This is a genomic window from Methanoplanus limicola DSM 2279 (genome assembly GCF_000243255.1).
In the GTDB taxonomy this organism is placed as follows: domain Archaea; phylum Halobacteriota; class Methanomicrobia; order Methanomicrobiales; family Methanomicrobiaceae; genus Methanoplanus; species Methanoplanus limicola.
Window position 1 is genome coordinate 2,526,635 of the sequence record NZ_CM001436.1, and the last position, 16,205, is coordinate 2,542,839.

20 protein-coding genes and 3 tRNA genes are annotated in these 16,205 nt (G+C 41.6%); 13 read left to right on the forward strand and 10 right to left on the reverse strand.

The features are described from left to right. Positions 1 to 75 precede the first annotated feature (75 nt). The 3 genes from METLIM_RS11915 to METLIM_RS11925 are packed head-to-tail and all read right to left on the reverse strand — an operon-like array spanning position 76 to position 1,148. A complete protein-coding gene (locus METLIM_RS11915; protein WP_004078741.1) occupies positions 76 to 417 on the reverse strand; it encodes a hypothetical protein in 342 nt (113 codons plus the stop codon). Positions 418 to 419: 2 nt separating this feature from the next. Beyond that, positions 420 to 794, reverse strand: coding sequence for a hypothetical protein (locus METLIM_RS11920; RefSeq protein ID WP_004078744.1), 375 nt, complete (start codon positions 792 to 794; stop codon positions 420 to 422). Positions 795 to 806: 12 nt separating this feature from the next. Further along, entirely contained in the window at positions 807 to 1,148 is a 342-nt protein-coding gene (locus METLIM_RS11925; protein ID WP_004078746.1) for a hypothetical protein, read from the reverse strand. Positions 1,149 to 1,278: 130 nt separating this feature from the next. Here METLIM_RS11925 and METLIM_RS11930 point away from each other — a divergent pair, with 130 nt between their 5' ends. Next, a complete protein-coding gene (locus METLIM_RS11930; RefSeq protein ID WP_004078749.1) occupies positions 1,279 to 1,569 on the forward strand; it encodes a hypothetical protein in 291 nt (96 codons plus the stop codon). Between the two features lie 6 nt (positions 1,570 to 1,575). Here METLIM_RS11930 and METLIM_RS11935 read toward each other — a convergent pair whose 3' ends face one another. The 3 genes from METLIM_RS11935 to METLIM_RS11945 form a co-directional block, all read right to left on the reverse strand. Then, positions 1,576 to 2,799: a tyrosine-type recombinase/integrase gene (locus METLIM_RS11935; RefSeq protein ID WP_004078752.1), complete on the reverse strand. Its 1,224-nt coding sequence runs from the start codon at positions 2,797 to 2,799 to the stop codon at positions 1,576 to 1,578. A 54-nt stretch (positions 2,800 to 2,853) separates the two neighbouring features. Further along, a tRNA-Thr gene (locus METLIM_RS11940) sits at positions 2,854 to 2,925 on the reverse strand. A gap of 255 nt (positions 2,926 to 3,180) precedes the next feature. Continuing rightward, a complete protein-coding gene (locus METLIM_RS11945; protein ID WP_004078753.1) occupies positions 3,181 to 3,489 on the reverse strand; it encodes a DUF3467 domain-containing protein in 309 nt (102 codons plus the stop codon). Between the two features lie 44 nt (positions 3,490 to 3,533). Between METLIM_RS11945 and METLIM_RS11950 the strand changes: the two genes are divergently transcribed. Further along, complete coding sequence (locus METLIM_RS11950; RefSeq protein ID WP_004078755.1) at positions 3,534 to 4,310, forward strand: hypothetical protein; 777 nt, start codon at positions 3,534 to 3,536, stop codon at positions 4,308 to 4,310. A 53-nt stretch (positions 4,311 to 4,363) separates the two neighbouring features. On the opposite strand, the gene METLIM_RS11955 is transcribed toward METLIM_RS11950, so the two are convergent. Continuing rightward, positions 4,364 to 4,879, reverse strand: coding sequence for a cob(I)yrinic acid a,c-diamide adenosyltransferase (locus METLIM_RS11955; RefSeq protein WP_004078758.1), 516 nt, complete (start codon positions 4,877 to 4,879; stop codon positions 4,364 to 4,366). A gap of 167 nt (positions 4,880 to 5,046) precedes the next feature. Here METLIM_RS11955 and METLIM_RS11960 point away from each other — a divergent pair, with 167 nt between their 5' ends. Continuing rightward, positions 5,047 to 6,360 carry a Glu/Leu/Phe/Val family dehydrogenase gene (locus METLIM_RS11960; protein ID WP_004078759.1) on the forward strand — a complete coding sequence of 438 codons (1,314 nt, stop codon included), beginning with the start codon at positions 5,047 to 5,049 and terminating at the stop codon, positions 6,358 to 6,360. Between the two features lie 37 nt (positions 6,361 to 6,397). On the opposite strand, the gene mmp10 is transcribed toward METLIM_RS11960, so the two are convergent. Next, a complete protein-coding gene (gene mmp10 / locus METLIM_RS11965; protein WP_004078761.1) occupies positions 6,398 to 7,636 on the reverse strand; it encodes a methyl coenzyme M reductase-arginine methyltransferase Mmp10 in 1,239 nt (412 codons plus the stop codon). 171 nt (positions 7,637 to 7,807) lie between these two features. Between mmp10 and METLIM_RS11970 the strand changes: the two genes are divergently transcribed. The 4 genes from METLIM_RS11970 to METLIM_RS11980 all read left to right on the forward strand — a co-directional run bounded on the left by METLIM_RS11970 (position 7,808) and on the right by METLIM_RS11980 (position 9,095). After that, positions 7,808 to 7,879, forward strand: a tRNA-Thr gene (locus METLIM_RS11970). A 179-nt stretch (positions 7,880 to 8,058) separates the two neighbouring features. Continuing rightward, positions 8,059 to 8,130 (forward strand) — tRNA-Thr (locus METLIM_RS11975). A 220-nt stretch (positions 8,131 to 8,350) separates the two neighbouring features. Next, on the forward strand, positions 8,351 to 8,512 hold the full coding sequence (locus METLIM_RS16740) for a hypothetical protein (RefSeq protein ID WP_157202309.1): 162 nt from the start codon (positions 8,351 to 8,353) through the stop codon (positions 8,510 to 8,512). A gap of 301 nt (positions 8,513 to 8,813) precedes the next feature. Continuing rightward, positions 8,814 to 9,095 carry a winged helix-turn-helix transcriptional regulator gene (locus tag METLIM_RS11980; protein ID WP_004078763.1) on the forward strand — a complete coding sequence of 94 codons (282 nt, stop codon included), beginning with the start codon at positions 8,814 to 8,816 and terminating at the stop codon, positions 9,093 to 9,095. Between the two features lie 250 nt (positions 9,096 to 9,345). On the opposite strand, the gene tnpC is transcribed toward METLIM_RS11980, so the two are convergent. Together tnpC and METLIM_RS16275 are read right to left on the reverse strand one after the other, a co-directional pair. Then, entirely contained in the window at positions 9,346 to 10,806 is a 1,461-nt protein-coding gene (tnpC, locus tag METLIM_RS11985) for an IS66 family transposase (RefSeq protein WP_004076082.1), read from the reverse strand. Between the two features lie 6 nt (positions 10,807 to 10,812). After that, positions 10,813 to 10,977 (reverse strand): DUF2080 family transposase-associated protein, encoded by a 165-nt coding sequence (locus METLIM_RS16275; protein WP_004076083.1) that lies wholly within the window; start codon positions 10,975 to 10,977, stop codon positions 10,813 to 10,815. Between the two features lie 197 nt (positions 10,978 to 11,174). Here METLIM_RS16275 and METLIM_RS11990 point away from each other — a divergent pair, with 197 nt between their 5' ends. The 6 genes from METLIM_RS11990 (at position 11,175) to cysE (ending at position 16,173) form a co-directional block, all read left to right on the forward strand. Then, a complete protein-coding gene (locus METLIM_RS11990; RefSeq protein ID WP_004078765.1) occupies positions 11,175 to 11,912 on the forward strand; it encodes a HesA/MoeB/ThiF family protein in 738 nt (245 codons plus the stop codon). Between the two features lie 95 nt (positions 11,913 to 12,007). Next, positions 12,008 to 12,502: a hypothetical protein gene (locus METLIM_RS11995; RefSeq protein ID WP_004078767.1), complete on the forward strand. Its 495-nt coding sequence runs from the start codon at positions 12,008 to 12,010 to the stop codon at positions 12,500 to 12,502. Positions 12,503 to 12,975: 473 nt separating this feature from the next. Continuing rightward, positions 12,976 to 13,260 (forward strand): MoaD/ThiS family protein, encoded by a 285-nt coding sequence (locus METLIM_RS12000; RefSeq protein ID WP_004078785.1) that lies wholly within the window; start codon positions 12,976 to 12,978, stop codon positions 13,258 to 13,260. Between the two features lie 140 nt (positions 13,261 to 13,400). Further along, entirely contained in the window at positions 13,401 to 14,057 is a 657-nt protein-coding gene (locus tag METLIM_RS12005) for a DUF5591 domain-containing protein (protein ID WP_004078787.1), read from the forward strand. Positions 14,058 to 14,267: 210 nt separating this feature from the next. Then, positions 14,268 to 15,206, forward strand: a complete 939-nt coding sequence (gene cysK, locus METLIM_RS12010; RefSeq protein ID WP_004078788.1) for a cysteine synthase A — start codon at positions 14,268 to 14,270, stop codon at positions 15,204 to 15,206. Position 15,207: 1 nt separating this feature from the next. Then, positions 15,208 to 16,173 carry a serine O-acetyltransferase gene (gene cysE, locus METLIM_RS12015; protein ID WP_004078789.1) on the forward strand — a complete coding sequence of 322 codons (966 nt, stop codon included), beginning with the start codon at positions 15,208 to 15,210 and terminating at the stop codon, positions 16,171 to 16,173. Positions 16,174 to 16,205: the final 32 nt, after the last annotated feature.

The following is a 16,205-nucleotide window of genomic DNA, read 5'->3' on the forward strand; positions in this document are numbered from 1 at the left end:
AGGCACTCACCGGACTGCAAATCAGCAGAACCGCAAGCCCCACTATCATCAGGAATGGGAGGGCCTTTCTTCCGTTCATGGGGTGGCCTCCTTTAGCAGCTTCCGGATTTTCTTTTCTAATCTTTTTTCTGATTTCCTTATCTGAAGTTTGAGAGATATTCCTGTACCTACAAGGAAGAAAAAAATCCCCAGTATGCCATCCTGAATGGCAAGGAAAAGATTACCTACAGTGCAGTGCATTGTGAAGAATACTAGGAAGATAATTCCAAATATCAATGAGAAAGCACCAACGATATATTCAAAACTCTGGTTACTCTTTTTTTTCTCTTTTTTCCTGTCACTTTTAATGATATTTGAAATTCCTTTCAGAATTTCATTTTTTCCAGTTCCTTCTTTTGGTTCTGTTAATTCGTTCATGATTAACGCCTCCTTCCTCCAAAAACTGCTACTAATATAGCCATGAGTCCGATTACAGCCACGATCCAGATCAGATAAGCAACATATGTGGGCATCTGAATCTTCAGAAATTCGAGGGATTGAAACGGATCTGAGAACCATGTCTTTTCAGATGGCTTAAACACAAAAAGATAAGAGTAAGACTGATTCAGAGATACGGTGCCGGATGTGTTCGTTTCCCGGACAAGCTCGCCGGTGCCGTCATAGATAAGAATTTCTGTTGATTTGTCGAAATCGAGATCAGAAAAGGTGATGACAATATCATCTTCTGCCATAACAGGTATGGAGAGAGCAGAGATCAGTAAGGTAAAAAGGAGGACTGTATGAATAAGTTTCATAATTGTTACCTCCTACCTGCGGAATATTTTGAGACTTCCGCTTATTGCGTCCAGAATTGCATCAAAGAAATACAGGACGAATCCGACTACAGCAAGGATCATCAGCGTAGGGATGATAGCTACAACCATGTTTCCGATTGATGGAAAGATTGTGGTTACCCCTTCAAGGAGATCGGTTATGGATGTCCAGTTGATTGAGGTATCCGCAGAGACGCAGGAGACCAGCCCGGCCATACCTGTAGATGCAGCCGCAACTTTAAGACCGAACCTGCTTTTCAGGACGGAGAAACGTGATTCTGTTTTTATTGGCTCTGTGTCTGCAAAGTCAATATTGAGTGTTACATCATCAGACAAATCGTATCACCTCATCGATAATATGACTGTTACATAGAGTAACATAAATATAGTAGTCGGTTAAATAACGTATTTAACAAACATGGGTTTGTCATGGAGTTAGTACACACTAACTAAGGAGAAAAAAAAAATGAAATCCACCACCGCACTGAGCCGCATTTTAGGACTTGAACCTAAACAAAGGATCACGTCAACAATAAGGATCGAGAAGGAACTTTTAGATGTTATCTCTAATCATAAGCTGGAGAAGAGCGATACTTTAAACATCTCTATTCAAAGATTCATGAACATACATGGCATCCCTGTATTACTAATGGCAATGGAACCGGACGGGGTAAGGGTCAGGCCTCTTGATATGTCTGATGTTGCTAACCTGGCACTGTTGGATATGCTTCAGAATAAGGGATATGTCCGGAGTTAAAAAGGGTTATTTGTTCAGCTTCTCCCTGGCTGAACTTTCAAATTTTTTATATTCTTGATCCAGTGGTTCAAATTCCGGATCAGATTCAATATCATTGATGTAGTTATTGATATTCCTATTAAGGATCTCTTCAGCTTCTTCATTAAGAGGATTCCCACACTTATAGCAGAACATAGAATCCGGAGCGTTAACAGTATGACATTGGCTGCAGGTTATAGGTAGTAATAGATCTTTTTCCTGTTCATCATCCCGGACAATTCCGGCATGCTTCAGGAATTCGTTATCGATATCATCCTCTGACAACCTGACATAGGTCTGAAACATATTTGTATTCAGATTTCCCCACATTGTTTTTTTTATGATTGACTCCTGATAGTTCTGAGTAATCATATGAGTTATCCGGCTCTTTCTGAACAGGTGGGTTTTTGTCGCTTTGGTTACTCCGGAGGCTTTAGCAGCTCTTTGTATTGCCCGGAGGAATCCGGAATAATTTAGAGGTGCATTAGACTGATAAGCAATGAAAATATTATCATCAGGATTTTTTAGCGGGGTATTTTCCTTCCAGTTGGCCAGATATTCAGTTGAGAAGGTCAGACGGCTGTATCTGGTTTGTTTACCTTTATGATCATCCGAATAAAGTTTTACTCCGTATTCATCAAAAATAGCATCTCTCCATGTAAGCCGCCCTAATTCACCTATCCGACAACCACTTTCATACAATACGGCAATCAATGCTTTATCACGGGTGTTCCTTGCTCCTTGAATAAGGTTGTATATTTCTTCCTGTGTTAGGAGCTCTTCCGGCTTTGTGGTTTCAGTATCTACAGGGGGAGATTTTATTTTTTTAACCTTCTTCTCCGGAATATCCGAATATTCATTCTCTATAAGCCATAGTAAAAAAGGCTTTAAAACTGTGATATAATCATGAATGGTATTCTGTGCAAAATCTTTGCCTCTGGTATTTTTGCCATTCTTTAAACCTTCAATTGCTTCATAAATATCAAAGATGGCTGCCTGTTTATATTCAGCCTTTAAAAAACGTCTCCATAAGGTCAGGTGAGTTGTAATTTTATTAATTCTGGTCGGGCTTAGATCATATGTTATTTTTCTTTCCCGTACATATTCTAAAATCAGATTGGAATCTTTATTAGTAATTAAATTAGAATCTAAAGCATTTTTTAAAGTTCTTTCATGATTGTAAGTCTTAACTCCGGGGTGAATATCAGACATAGAATAGATTTAAAAGGTCTAACAATTTAAGGCTTTAGACCATGAGATACAAAAAGCCGCTGGGGGGACTTGAACCCCCGGTCTGCTGATTACGAATCAGCCGCTATACCACTAAGCCACAACGGCACTGCAACTGTGCCTGTATATATTGTACCCGCGGATTTATAAAACTGTCATTTACCGTCCGGAAAAACCGGGCACAGCAGATTAGCCTGACGGGCCTGAAACATTGCTTCCGGACGGGAAGATATTGCCCAAATAGGCATAACCCGGATATACTCATTTCTCCGGTGAAAACATTACAGCAAAACAGGACAGGAAAAAATAAAAAATAAACGGGATACAGACATTTAATAAAATATGTGGAAATGCCCTGAAAAATCAGGAATATCCTTTTATTGTGACGTTCTTATCGTCAAACTCTCTCTTATCACTGCCGCCCTTAGGCGCTGCAATCTCGCCGAATTTATCCTCATAGCCCTTAACGGTATTTGCCAGCACCTCAGAGAAGTTCTTTGCATGCTTTGGACTTATAGAGACAATCGACTTTGCACGCGCCTGGTTTGTGCCCGGAATTTCGTGCATAAATACAAAAGTGAACTCATCATCCTTAAAGGCAACCTGAATCCGGTTTGAATATACAGGATCAAGATCCTGAGGAATATTTACTGCTATCTCTCTCTTCTCCATGCCATTATATTTTATGCTCTGAATGGTTAAGGTTTATTAAAGATATGACAGAAAAAAGACTGACAGATATATATACAGCAAAGGGCAGCAGACCGGAAACGGGAGATGAACTCGAATTCGGGAGATATGACGGGGAAGAACAGGAAGAAGAAAAGCCGCAGCTAACCCCGATAAGCGGAGTTGTCGCCTGCCACGCCTGCCCGTTCCGCTACTACCTCGAAAAAAACCGGGAGAGAGGCGAAGAACCGGCCGAATACACCATAGCCAAGCAGATATCCTACCACACCGGCGATGAGATCATAGAGGATGAGATATTAGAAGAACTTGAAACAGTGAACCCTGACCTGACAGATGAGGACAGAGTAAACCTCAGGGACTGGGTCTCGGCATGCAGGAAAGAGAACTGGCAGAGACCGGCAGATTATGACGTAAAGCTGAAATCAGAAAAGTTCGGCATATACGGACGTGCAGATCATATCTTTGACAAAAGTCCGTACATCGGCATAGTCAGAACCGCACCGGCACCCGAAGCCGGCGTGTACGGAGCTGAGAGAATCCGGGCAGCAGCATTCGCATTCTGTGCCGAAGAGACCCTTGATGTAACATGCCGGGAAGTTTTAATTGAATATATCCCCTCCGGAATATCAAGGATATGTAAAATCCAGCCAAAAGACAGGAGAGAGACACTGAGAGCAATAAAGAAGGCAAAAGAGATAGACGGCGGCAAAATCCCGAAAAAACCAAAGGACGCACCCTGCGATAGATGCTACCTCAGGGACGAATGCCCCGACATGCCAAAGAGCATACTTGATATTTTATGAGAGAGGCAACCGGAAAAAATATGCCAGACAGGCACAATTCCGGGCGTTAAACGTCAGTATTCAATCCCCTCTCTGCCCTTAACACCCTTATCGTAGTAATGCTTCACCTTCCTCATCTCGGTTACAAGATCCGCCCTTTCAATAAGCTCTGCCGGTGCATAACGCCCCGTCATTATAACCTCAACATGCTCCGCCCTATTATTAATGGCAGAGAGGACGTCTTCGGTCTTAATCAGGCCCTTTGATATCGCAACATTGACCTCGTCCATGACAACGAGGTCATACTCCCCCGACCTTAAAATTCCGGCAACCTTCTTCAGTCCCTCCTCAGCAGAACGGATGTCGTTATCATCCGGAACCCTGCCAAGTAAAAGCCCTTCGCCAAACTGCTCAATGGTGAAATTCTCAAAATAGTCAGGAACTGAGAGTTCAGCAGTATTTCCCTTCTTGATAAACTGGCCGAAGAAGACTTTTCCCCCGGAAATTAAGGTTCTGACAGAAAGCCCAAGAGCCGCTGTCGTCTTTCCCTTTCCATCCCCTGTATTAATGTGTATATATCCTTTCTTCATATTTTTACCTTTGATATTGCAGGATTAACCTGAAAACAGTTGAACAATGAATAATTGGGAATAAGAACATTTTAAGTTGATCATTTAAAGAAAATTCCGGAGATGATGAGATTATAACACTATTTCAGCGGGAAAGAATTTATCGGATTGAGAACATCCTTTAAAACATGGATGAAGATCATGATATATTCAGTGCTGAGGAGAACCTCTACGATTCGGTCAGGAAAAACATATGCACCTGTGCTGTCGATATGGAGCTTACCGCTGACATTGAGGAACTTTTAAAAAAGCCCATGAGAGAGATCCATGTCTCAATCCCGGTGAGGATGGACAACGGCACAATAAAGACCTTTCAGGGTTTCAGAGTCCAGTACAACAATGCAAGAGGGCCGACAAAAGGCGGGATCAGGTACCACCCGGACGAGAACGCGGATACAATCAGGGGTCTTGCAGCAATTATGGCGATGAAATGCGCCCTGAACGAACTGCCGCTCGGCGGGGCGAAGGGAGGCATCGTATGCAACCCGAAGAAGATGTCAGACGGAGAAACCGAGCGGATGTCAAGGGCATATATACAGGCACTCGGCCCGTTTATCGGGCCTGATATTGATATTCCGGCACCGGATGTGTACACAGACAGCAGGATTATGGGCTGGATGGCCGATGAATACTGCAAATGCAGGGGCAGCAGCCATTTTGAGGTCATCACCGGAAAACCGCTCTCACTTGGCGGTTCTGAAGGAAGAAGCACATCTACGGCGAGGGGTGGATGGTTTACGGTACGTGAGGCTGCAAAGGAGATGGGGCTTGAGCTGCACGAGGTCTCCGGACATTTAAATGAGAATAATTCCGGGAGGAAAAAACCATCAGTCGCAGTGCAGGGTTTTGGCAATGTCGGCTATAATGCGGCACTGATTGGGAAGGAGAGCTATGACTGCCGGATTGTTGCCCTGAGTGACAGCAGAGGCGGGATTTATAATGAAGAGGGTTTTGATCCCCGGTCAGTTATGAAATATAAGAAGGAGAATAAGACGCTTACCGGTTATCCCGGCTCTGAGAGTATCACAAATAAAGAACTGCTCGAACTTGATGTTGATATCATGATTCCGGCCGCCCTTGAACATGTAATAACGGATGAGAACGCCGGTAATGTTAAGGCAAAGATTGTCGCAGAGTTCGCCAACGGCCCTGTGACAACCGGAGGCGAGGAGATATTGCTTGGGAAAAATATCCATATCATCCCGGATATTCTCTGTAATGGCGGCGGAGTGATCGTCTCCTATTACGAGATGGTTCAGAACCTCAATATGGACCACTGGGATGAGGATTATGTAAATAAAAGGCTTGACGGCAAGATGACCAGGACGTATAATAAGGTTTTAGCGTCCTCAAAACTGCATTCGATCTCTATGAGAAAGGCGTCCTATACGATGGCACTCAATAAGCTTGTTGAGTCTATGGCTGCAAGGGGCTGGATCTAAAAAAAAGCTTAAGAAATTTTAAGGATAGGTGGGACAGTTATTTCCCGTACATATTAATAAGACGGATTAAGTCTGCAAAACCTTCCATCTCCATCTCAAGGACCTCATTTTTTGTCATGCCCATGCTTGTCTCGGCATCGGCTGTGAGGGTGTCAGGCCCTCTGACAACTGTTCTTGAAATGCCGTCTTCTGAGAGAATCTCCACAGCATCCGCTTCAAATATGAATGACCTTCCGGGGATTATAACCGTTTTTTCAAGGCGGGATTTATCTATTTTTCTGAGGTCGTCTGATGTAAGCAGGCAGGCGATCTCCTTTTGTGCCGGAACAACCCATGTGTCGTTTCCGCATGCGTCAAGGATCTTCTGTATCGGGTGTGCGGCTATGCTTCCACTTATGACACTTGCCTTTCCGGTTACACGGGGGAGTTTTTCGAGGAGTCCGGGTTCGTTGAGGATGGCGAATGGTGATCCGATTGTTGGGTCATACATCGGTGTGCCGCTTATCTTCATCTTATATCTGCTGTTTAAACCTTCGACTATCTCTGCAAATTCCCTCACTGTGTGCAGGAAGAAGACATCGTCCATTACAGGTGCATTGCCAAGGATTAAGCCCTGATCTCTCCGGTTCGCAAAGCGCATTATGATTAAACCCTTTGCGCCGGCTTCGTCAAGCCACCGGCAGGTCTCTTCGAGGACTTCGCCATCGTTTATGCCCGGAATTATGACTGCTGCTGCATAGACGTCTATCTTTTCACAGAGGCGCTTTAGGACTGCAAGTGAGGCTTCGGGGTTTTTATCGCCCATGTATTCTGCCCGGAGTTTTGGGTCAGATGCAAATATTGTGAATGAAATCTCTGTAAGGCCGCATTCTATCATGAAGTCGGCGAGGTCAGGGTCGTCAAAGCCTTTTCCGCTGGTGTAGCCTATATGAAGGGGGGCCTCCATTGAACCGAGGATCTCCATTAAGTCTTTAAATTCCGGATAGCAGGACGGATCTCCGCCGCCGCTTATTGTTATTTTATCAAGCTCCCCGTCCGTCATCTGGAGGTTTGCAAGGACATCGTCTGCAACTTCTTTTAAGGGTTTGAAGTCTTCATATCTTTCCCTCACTCCGTCTGTGCAGTATTCACAGCCTTTTGAGAAGGGAAGGCAGTATTTGCACCCGAAAGGTTCGGGATTCTCTTCCTTTTTTAATTTTTTAAAGTAGCAGTAACTGCAAAAGCCCTGGCAGTCTATGCCGGGTCTTCCTCCTATGTCCACGGTCAGGTGCGCCATTATCTTTCCTTCTTTAACATTGGTATGTATTCTCAGATTAATTGATTGGGTTTATTGCAGGTTCCGGGTATTATTCAGGGTTATTTTCACCACATACAACTAAGGAATCATTCCGGCCGGCAGAACAGAATGACAGATTATATATTGGAATAAATGCAACCTAAATAGTGCGCCTCAGTGGCTTAGCGGTATAGCGGCTGATTTGTAATCAGCAGGTCACGAGTTCGATTCTCGTCTGAGGCTTATTCTTTCTTTTTTATGTGATTTGTTAAATCCTGTAATGTGAATCATAACTGAAAATTATGCCTCTTTAAGGAAAGACTGCCATATTCCGGAGACCCTGAATAATTCTTTTCCCAAAGGCGAATTTAAAAGCCCAAATAAGAGCTTATATATAGGAATAAATTCAACCTAGTTAGTGCGCCTCAGTGGCTTAGCGGTATAGCGGCTGATTTGTAATCAGCAGGTCACGAGTTCGATTCTCGTCTGAGGCTTATTCTTTCTTTTTAGGTTTTTAAATCTTTAACTGAGTAGTTATTCAGTCCTTTAATCATTCATCCTGTAATAAATGCATATCATTTTTCACTCACAATTCAGACACAGGACTCTATATTCCGGCTTTTCGCCAATTCAGAAAAAAAACATACAGAATACTGTAATATTATTGAGGATGAATTCAATTCTGCTGGTGATGAAGTAATACGGGAATATAAAATGGAGAAGACTAACCAGACAGGTATGCTCTTTGAAGAGATGATATGTATATCCCTCTCACAGGCTGTGCTCTTTTTGCATACCTGGCCTTACCAGACGAATATAATTCCGGGATCTACGCGGACCTGTGCCAGCAGATCGTTTTTCACCAATATTTCCTGAGAGAAAAACAAAATCAGAAAAATTCAGTGAGAACCAAATTCTGATTATTATCTGTCAGTTCAGACCGGCCCTGCCGGATGTGATTGCCGGCACACATTGAGCAACATTAAACCGGCGGTGACATGGAAATACCTGTACGATCGATCTTTTGGTAGCTATTTTACGGGAAGATTTCTACAGAGCCAAAAATTAGCATACCTCCCAAAATATAACCGCCAGTAATTATAAGCCATCAATAAAAATGAGGGGTAAGACTTAACAATTGTGAACTTCAATATTATATTGGTTGATTAGACTATGAGTGATCGTTTTTGTTGTAAAAACAGAAAAGAATGAGGAGAAAAACCGTAATATCGGGCATCTGCCTCCGTCTGTAAAGCTTGTATACAAGACACTTGAACTGAACGGAAATCTGACCCAGAAAGATCTGATATCTGAGACGACACTTCCCTCAAGAACTGTCCGTTATGCCATAAAAAGGCTTAAGGATGAGAATCTCCTGATTGAAAAGCATTATTTTATTGATGCCAGACAGAGTCTTTACGGGTTGAATTTATCACCTGAAGAGGTTATTGTTGCATGATGCCCTTTAACATTGAGGAATTGTTCGCCTGTCGGTGGATATATAGGCACCTCATTTTATCATCCAGCATAAATATTTTGTAGATTCATATGTGAATGACGGTTTTTTTACAAGGTCTGAGAAAACAGATTTTTCTGCTGGCTGAAGCTGAAATTTAATAAGGAAACTTTTGTCGTTAACCTATGTGATACTAAACAGTTTTGCAGATATTTATGAAGCAGGGAAAAATATAGGAATTTCAGGTATATATTCAGTGTTGTGAAGGATGAATCAAATTAAGCAAATCTTCAATTAAATCTGCACCATTGTTCTGACTGGTAAAAAGTACAGATGCAAGTATTTCTAATGTCCGAGAACCTTCTGGTGATCTCGTTCCTCCGGAAATTTTCCTTTTTACAGTCATTGGCCTAACAGCTCTTTCAGCTTTATTGTTAGTACTCTCTACTTTCGGATTAATCACAAACTGAAATAATTTTTCCTTAACTCTCTTTAAACTCTCCCCAAATTTCCTGCATTTTAAATTTTTATAAGGTCGGTCTAATTTATCCTGCAATTCTGAGATTAAATTTTCAACATCCTCCGGGCGGCCTTTTCCCTCGAATGATTTTGCTTTAGCATGGATGTACTTCATTGTTTCATGGATATGTTTGCCCTCTTCACCATAAAGTTTTGAAAGATCTTTAGAATCTACAAGAAGATGAAACCAGCAAATCTGTTGTGCTCTGTTTCCGGTTTTTCTTGCCAATGTATTATACGCAGAGAATCGGTCATGAACATCTATTCCTTTTGGGTTTTCTCCAAGAATAGAAAGTGGTTCCTTGTGACTGCGGGTTTTTGCAATCATGTATAGTGCTACACCTTCCGCAACAAAAACCCACAACCATTTGTTAATTCCACTCTCTCTCCAGGAAGTTTCATCCATGTATCTGACATCGGCTTCTCTGACCATCTCTTTGAGAACCTCATAATATTCAGAGAATTCCTTTGCAATCAATTCACCCATTTTTTTGACTTCACCAGTGCTGATTTTTAAACCGGTAAAGTTCTTAAATATTTTAGGTATTCCAACTGCAGTACCTTTCATTACAACATCCATCCAGACCGCAGTAAGCATAGCCCTTAAACCTATCCTTGCGTTTGGAAGAGCATCTAAAACTTCTCCTTCAACCATTTTTTTACATTTTGAGCAATATCTCCGAGGGATATGATACATTGTAACAATTGGTTTAACTATGGGGATATCCTCAACAATTCTTGTCCTTTCTTCCTGCACTTTGCTCAATTTGGTATTGCCGCAGTAAGGGCATTCAGCCACATCAATTGTCTTATGTATGTCAACCTTCTCCGGTTTTGGCCTAAAATTACCCTTATGTCCAGGTTGTGCCCCTCTCTTCTTTTTCTTCTCTGTTTTATTATTATCTGGATCCTTGGAATCTTTAGTTGTGCTTTTTTTTGACTCTTTTTTTATGGCATATGGTTTGCCACCTTTTTCTCCTGTAGTTGGTGGATGCCTGAATTTGTACTCATTGAATTCTTTTTTCAGCTTTTCATTTTCGTAGAGTAACTCTATGTTGGTGGAATTAGCCTGACTCAATTTTTTATTCAACTTCTCGTTTTCGACCTTCAGTTGAATAATATCATGAGATAATTTGGCTATTTCTTTCTTGTACCTGTATGTTTTGTTGTAATTACGGATACTTTCGCAATTCATCTGATATCAGTCTTCAGGCCCTACAATTACAAGATAGACTTTCTTTCCAAGGTGTTCCTTTGGACAATCAACCTTCGCACTTGTTCCAAAGGGTGTAACTTTTCGAATGTAGAACCCCTCAATGTTTTTGACATTAAGTTCAGTTTCTGCAACAATTGGTACTTTTTTCACAGATATCTATTAGATATCTAAAGTATATATAACTTACGATTTGAATCAAAATAGCGATATTTCCAGAAAAGTGATTCAAAAAAATGGGAAATTAGGATATTGCTTCAGAAGACTGAACATTTACAATTTCAGAAAATTATAGAGATTGTAGTTCGCCAGCTAAAAATGATCAATTACGTGGGAAAAGTGATTATATAGTGTTTTCAAAACAGGAACTTGACAGGTATAAAAGACAGATACTGTCTTTTGGTGAGGAAGGCCAGAAAAAATTAAAGGATGCAAAGATATTTGTTGCCGGCGCCGGAGGGCTGGGCTCTCCGATATCCATATATCTTGCAGTTGCGGGAGTCGGAACATTAGTTGTTGCCGATAAGGATGTTGTTGAGTTAACAAATCTCAATCGTCAGATTCTTCACTATAATCGGGATATCGGGAAGAAAAAGACAGAATCGGCAGAAGAAAAATTAAATGCACTAAATCCTGACATCAGAGTGGAAGTTCTGGACGTCACAATTGATGAATCAAATGTATCAGAACTGGTCGGTGATAGTAATGGAATTGTGGACGGAATGGATAATTTTCCAACCCGCTACCTCCTCAATGATGTTGCCCTTCAGAAAAGCATACCTCTCTTTCACGGTGCAATAAGAGGATTTCACGGTCAGGCTACAACAATAGTCCCGGGTAAAACTGCATGTCTACGCTGCCTGTTTCCAAAAGCACCGCCTGTTGAAGTTTTTCCTGTTGTCGGTGTAACTCCCGGGCTAATCGGTATGGTTCAGGCAACAGAGGTAATCAAATATATAACAGGTGAAGGAGAACTCCTGAAAAACAGGCTCATTATATGGGATGGGATGCAGGCACGAACAGAGGAGATACAGTTTGCCAAAAATCCCGCATGTGTATCCTGTGGAAATCTTATGAATAAGGAGTGAGGAAGATATGCTACCTGTCCGCATGATTGTGTCACATATCGGTTTTAATGCTGAAGCTATATTTTAAATATTTTTACGGTAACTAACCCTATATCATGAGATATGTATCTTTGATTCTGGTTTTCATTGCAGCCGGACTTGTAATCTGTGCAGGGTGCACAGGAACAGACAGCAGTCCTGCAACCCAGGCACCGACGGTTCAGCCAACAGTTGCTCCAACATCTGCACCGGCAGAGCCGACAAAGAACTCTGACCTTGTCCCCGGACCGACACAGCAACCTGAGAGCAAGTATCAGGTGGTAGTCGGGGTTGACAAGGACACAGTCTACGGTACAATTACAGTAGGGTTCCGCGGTGGAATGGGTCAGAACTATGTAAACAACATCCAGGTCGACTGTTACTATGCAGATGGCGGACATGAGATAAAAGAGCTAAGTGCAGACAAAGTCCGCGGAACAGTCACATTTGACGGAGGTCAGAAGACACAGGACAGGATTAAGGTCACTGTAAACTATGAAGGTTCAGTCGGATCATATGTAATTTACGACAGTCTCGTCCCAAAAAAAGAGATCATTCCAATGATGAAGTAAAGAAGAAGAGAACAGATGAACAAAAAATTACAGAATTTATCTTACAATCCGCAGGTAAGAATTAATTCCAAAATATAAAATAGAAAGATCCACATATTATGATCCAAATATACCCCTATAAAACAATACACTGTTTCATTCATCATCTGGGAACCCGCAGGCTCATGGGTGACTTTTTCAACTATGGATATCTTAGATGGTTATGTTGGTGGATCCATTGAGTCAATTAATCACCTTGGTCTGGTGGCCGGAATATATGATTCCCTCCAAATTGCCTGGTTCTGAATGTGAAAAATATTATCGCGATCGCTCAAAGTGCTGAATATAAGAGGCTGTTGCACGGTTATTTTCTTGTAGTCAATAGGACAATTTCATTTGACAAACAGGCATTTTTTGACAAGTTTTAACCAATACATATAAACAATTTATCCATTTATCCACTACATTTTATTCACGCAACAACCTCATAAGATATGAGAATTAAAATTAAATTTTATGCACGTTTCCAGGAGTATTTTGGAAGTGAAATCATAAAGGAAATAGACAATAATTCAACTGATACGCTGAAAAGCATTGCAAAGTCAGTTACAGAGGACAATCCTGAGGGACAGGCGTTTATTTTTGATGATGCAGGCAATTTCTATGATTATGTTATTCTTATGAAGAACGGTGAGAGGATCTATTCAGACGATGCAGATGAAATCTCTGCTGAAGATGGTGATGAAATAAGGATTTTTCCACCAGTCTCCGGAGGATGAAATAATTTTCTCCAAAATATCTGTTTTGGGAGAGTATACTTTTAATGGCAGATATTAATATTAATAATTCCCTGAATCTGCAGAGTATGCAGGAATAAACTGGTTTATTGTATTTCCGGTTACAACTATACAGAATTATTATGCAGACGCCAGATACCAATGAAGAGATGAAAAATACTGACTCAGGGCCTGTTCTGACAGGACCTCCTTTTTATCTGCCGGAATTTGAGAAGTCACACAGGTATATCATAGATGAATATGAAGTCGAAAAAAAAGACATTGCAATATTTATGCCGTGTGCTGTAAAAAAGCCATACAGCCAGAGTCCAAGCCACAAACTTATCAGAATGATAATCTCACAGGTTCTTCCTCCTGAGAGTTATCATATCGTTGTTTTTGGCACATGTGGCATAGTCCCGGGAGAACTTGAAGAGATGTACCCGTATGCGCATTATAAGTACATGCTTGGAAAGGTCAATGATGAGAAGATAAGGGAGGATTTCCTCCAGATAGAGACTGAAAGAGTTGCGGCATATCTTGAAAAGACACGCGGTACATATAAATATCGTATAGGCTATTGTCTTGGCCTCTTCAGAGAGTCTCTTATCAGAGGCTCAAAAAAATCCGGTGTCCCAATAGATCTTCTTCTTCCGTCAGGCGAAAAGATACAGAGAATTATTGAAGAGGAGGACTGCACATTTCAGGAAGGCAGTCTTTCAATGGATGACTACCTTGGTGAATTCTGTGATGAACTTTTAAGGTTTAGAAAAATTGTTTTGAATAAAAACGGGAAATAACTCATTTTATGGATAAAATTACCGATTATATATTGATTAAATAGTTTTTGATTTCATACTTTTTTTAACATCCTGAATAACAGAATTTATTTATAATCAGGAAGAGATGCTAATATGTAATAGTTAACAATTGTGAATTTTCCTGACAGAGAGGAAAAAAGAAGAATGAAAAAAAATTGTAAAAAGAAAGTTTTGTTGGGATGATTGAAAATGGTGAAAATATATGGAAATATCACCGATACAATAGGAAATACTCCTCTTATACGCCTTAATAGCATTACAGAAGGTCTCGATGCGACTGTGGTTGCAAAGGTTGAATCATTCAATCCGATGGGAAGTGTAAAAGACAGGATTGGAATCGCAATGATAGAGGCAGCAGAAGAAGCAGGGCTATTGACAGCAGATATAGAAATTCTTGAGCCTACGAGCGGCAATACAGGTATTGCTCTTTCAATGGCGGCGGCTGCACGCGGATACAAAATAACTATCGTCATGCCCGATACGATGAGTTCAGAGAGGCGGATGCTTGTGAAAGCCTTTGGTGCGAATCTTATCCTGACGCCTGGAAAAGATGGTATGAAAGGGGCAATTGCACGTGCAGAAGAGATAAAAAAAGAAAAACCCGACTCCTTCTTCATACCTCAGCAGTTTAAAAACCCGGCAAACCCTCTAAAGCACATGAAGACCACCGCAGAAGAGATCTGGCGTGATACCGGCGGCAATGTGGATGCCGTCGTTGCAGGTGTCGGAACCGGCGGAACAATCACCGGAATTTCAGAAGTGATAAAAGCCAGAAAAAGTGATTTTAAGGCCGTTGCTGTTGAGCCGTATTCATCGTCAGTTCTCTCCGGAGAGAGTCCCGGCCCTCACAAAATTCAGGGTATCGGTGCAGGTTTTATTCCTGATACTCTGAAGGTAAGTCTTGTTGATGAAATTATCCGGGTAAAGGATGAGGATGCATTTGAAACCGCACGAGAACTTGCCCGTGATGAAGGAATTCTTTCAGGGATATCCTCCGGTGCAGCACTTTATGGTGCATTAAGCCTTGCCGGACGAGATGAATATGCAGGAAAAGTTATTGTTGTTATTCTTCCTGATACCGGTGAGAGATACTTAAGCTCCGGTTTGTTTGAAGAAAGGACTGATTGAGATGCCATTTCGTTTGCAGGAAGATATCAGAGCAATTAAGTCAAAAGACCCTGCAGCCCGCTCTGCAATTGAGGTAATGTTTTGCTATCCGGGACTTCATGCACTATGGTTTCACAGGCGTTCGCACTGGCTGTGGGAACACAGACTAAAATTTTTTGCAAGATTTCTCTCTCATATAAGCCGTTTTTTTACAGGAATCGAGATACATCCCGGGGCTAAAATTGGGCACAGGGCAGTAATTGATCATGGTATGGGAGTTGTTATCGGCGAGACTGCCGAAGTCGGAAATGATGTTTTAATATACATGGGTGTTGTTCTTGGAGGAACTGCCCTTGAAAATGTAAAACGTCATCCTACTGTGGAGGACGATGTTGTGATAGGTTCGGGTGCATCAGTTCTTGGCCCGATTACGCTTGGGAAAGGCTCAAAGGTTGGTGCAGGTGCAGTTGTTATAAGATCAGTGCCTGCAGGTGCAACCGTTGTCGGTGTTCCCGGAAGAATTGCCGGACCGGAAGGGAGCACTGAATCCGGAAACGGGGACCCTGAGAGTATGCCTGATCCGATGTTGAGAGTTATAAGCCGGCTTTTAGACAGACAGAGTCAGCTTGAAGACAGGATATTAAGCATGGAAAAGGCATTTTTATCCGGGGAGAATCCGGAAATCAGTTCTGAAATGGTCTGTAAAAACGAGATCCTTGAAGCTTTAAAAGAAGTCATTGATCCTGAAGTGGGTATTGATATTGTTGATCTCGGCCTTATTAAGGAAATCCGCGTGCAGGGAGATGAAGCAATAATTGATATGATTCTGACATGCAAAACCTGCCCTCTTGTCAATTACCTTAAATCACAGGTGGAAAGAAAGGCGCTTGGAATCTGCGGAATAAACAGCGTTTTAGTGAATATTCTTGATGAACCCTGGAACTGGGACAGATTTGTCAGGCAGGAAGGAAATTTGAAGAAGATCTAAAGAGGATTTAATGGAGAAACAAAAAAAAATGG

Bases quoted from the DNA above. Each gene is read 5' to 3' on its own strand.
- METLIM_RS11915 (WP_004078741.1), bottom strand. From the start codon at position 417: ATGAACGAATTAACAGAACCAAAAGAAGGAACTGGAAAAAATGAAATT.
- METLIM_RS11920 (WP_004078744.1), bottom strand. From the start codon at position 794: ATGAAACTTATTCATACAGTCCTCCTTTTTACCTTACTGATCTCTGCT.
- METLIM_RS11930 (WP_004078749.1), top strand. From the start codon at position 1,279: ATGAAATCCACCACCGCACTGAGCCGCATTTTAGGACTTGAACCTAAA.
- METLIM_RS11935 (WP_004078752.1), bottom strand. From the start codon at position 2,799: ATGTCTGATATTCACCCCGGAGTTAAGACTTACAATCATGAAAGAACT.
- METLIM_RS11945 (WP_004078753.1), bottom strand. From the start codon at position 3,489: ATGGAGAAGAGAGAGATAGCAGTAAATATTCCTCAGGATCTTGATCCT.
- METLIM_RS11950 (WP_004078755.1), top strand. From the start codon at position 3,534: ATGACAGAAAAAAGACTGACAGATATATATACAGCAAAGGGCAGCAGA.
- METLIM_RS11955 (WP_004078758.1), bottom strand. From the start codon at position 4,879: ATGAAGAAAGGATATATACACATTAATACAGGGGATGGAAAGGGAAAG.
- METLIM_RS11960 (WP_004078759.1), top strand. From the start codon at position 5,047: ATGGATGAAGATCATGATATATTCAGTGCTGAGGAGAACCTCTACGAT.
- mmp10 (WP_004078761.1), bottom strand. From the start codon at position 7,636: ATGGCGCACCTGACCGTGGACATAGGAGGAAGACCCGGCATAGACTGC.
- METLIM_RS16740 (WP_157202309.1), top strand. From the start codon at position 8,351: ATGGAGAAGACTAACCAGACAGGTATGCTCTTTGAAGAGATGATATGT.
- tnpC (WP_004076082.1), bottom strand. From the start codon at position 10,806: ATGAATTGCGAAAGTATCCGTAATTACAACAAAACATACAGGTACAAG.
- METLIM_RS11995 (WP_004078767.1), top strand. From the start codon at position 12,008: ATGAGATATGTATCTTTGATTCTGGTTTTCATTGCAGCCGGACTTGTA.
- METLIM_RS12000 (WP_004078785.1), top strand. From the start codon at position 12,976: ATGAGAATTAAAATTAAATTTTATGCACGTTTCCAGGAGTATTTTGGA.
- METLIM_RS12005 (WP_004078787.1), top strand. From the start codon at position 13,401: ATGCAGACGCCAGATACCAATGAAGAGATGAAAAATACTGACTCAGGG.
- cysK (WP_004078788.1), top strand. From the start codon at position 14,268: ATGGTGAAAATATATGGAAATATCACCGATACAATAGGAAATACTCCT.
- cysE (WP_004078789.1), top strand. From the start codon at position 15,208: ATGCCATTTCGTTTGCAGGAAGATATCAGAGCAATTAAGTCAAAAGAC.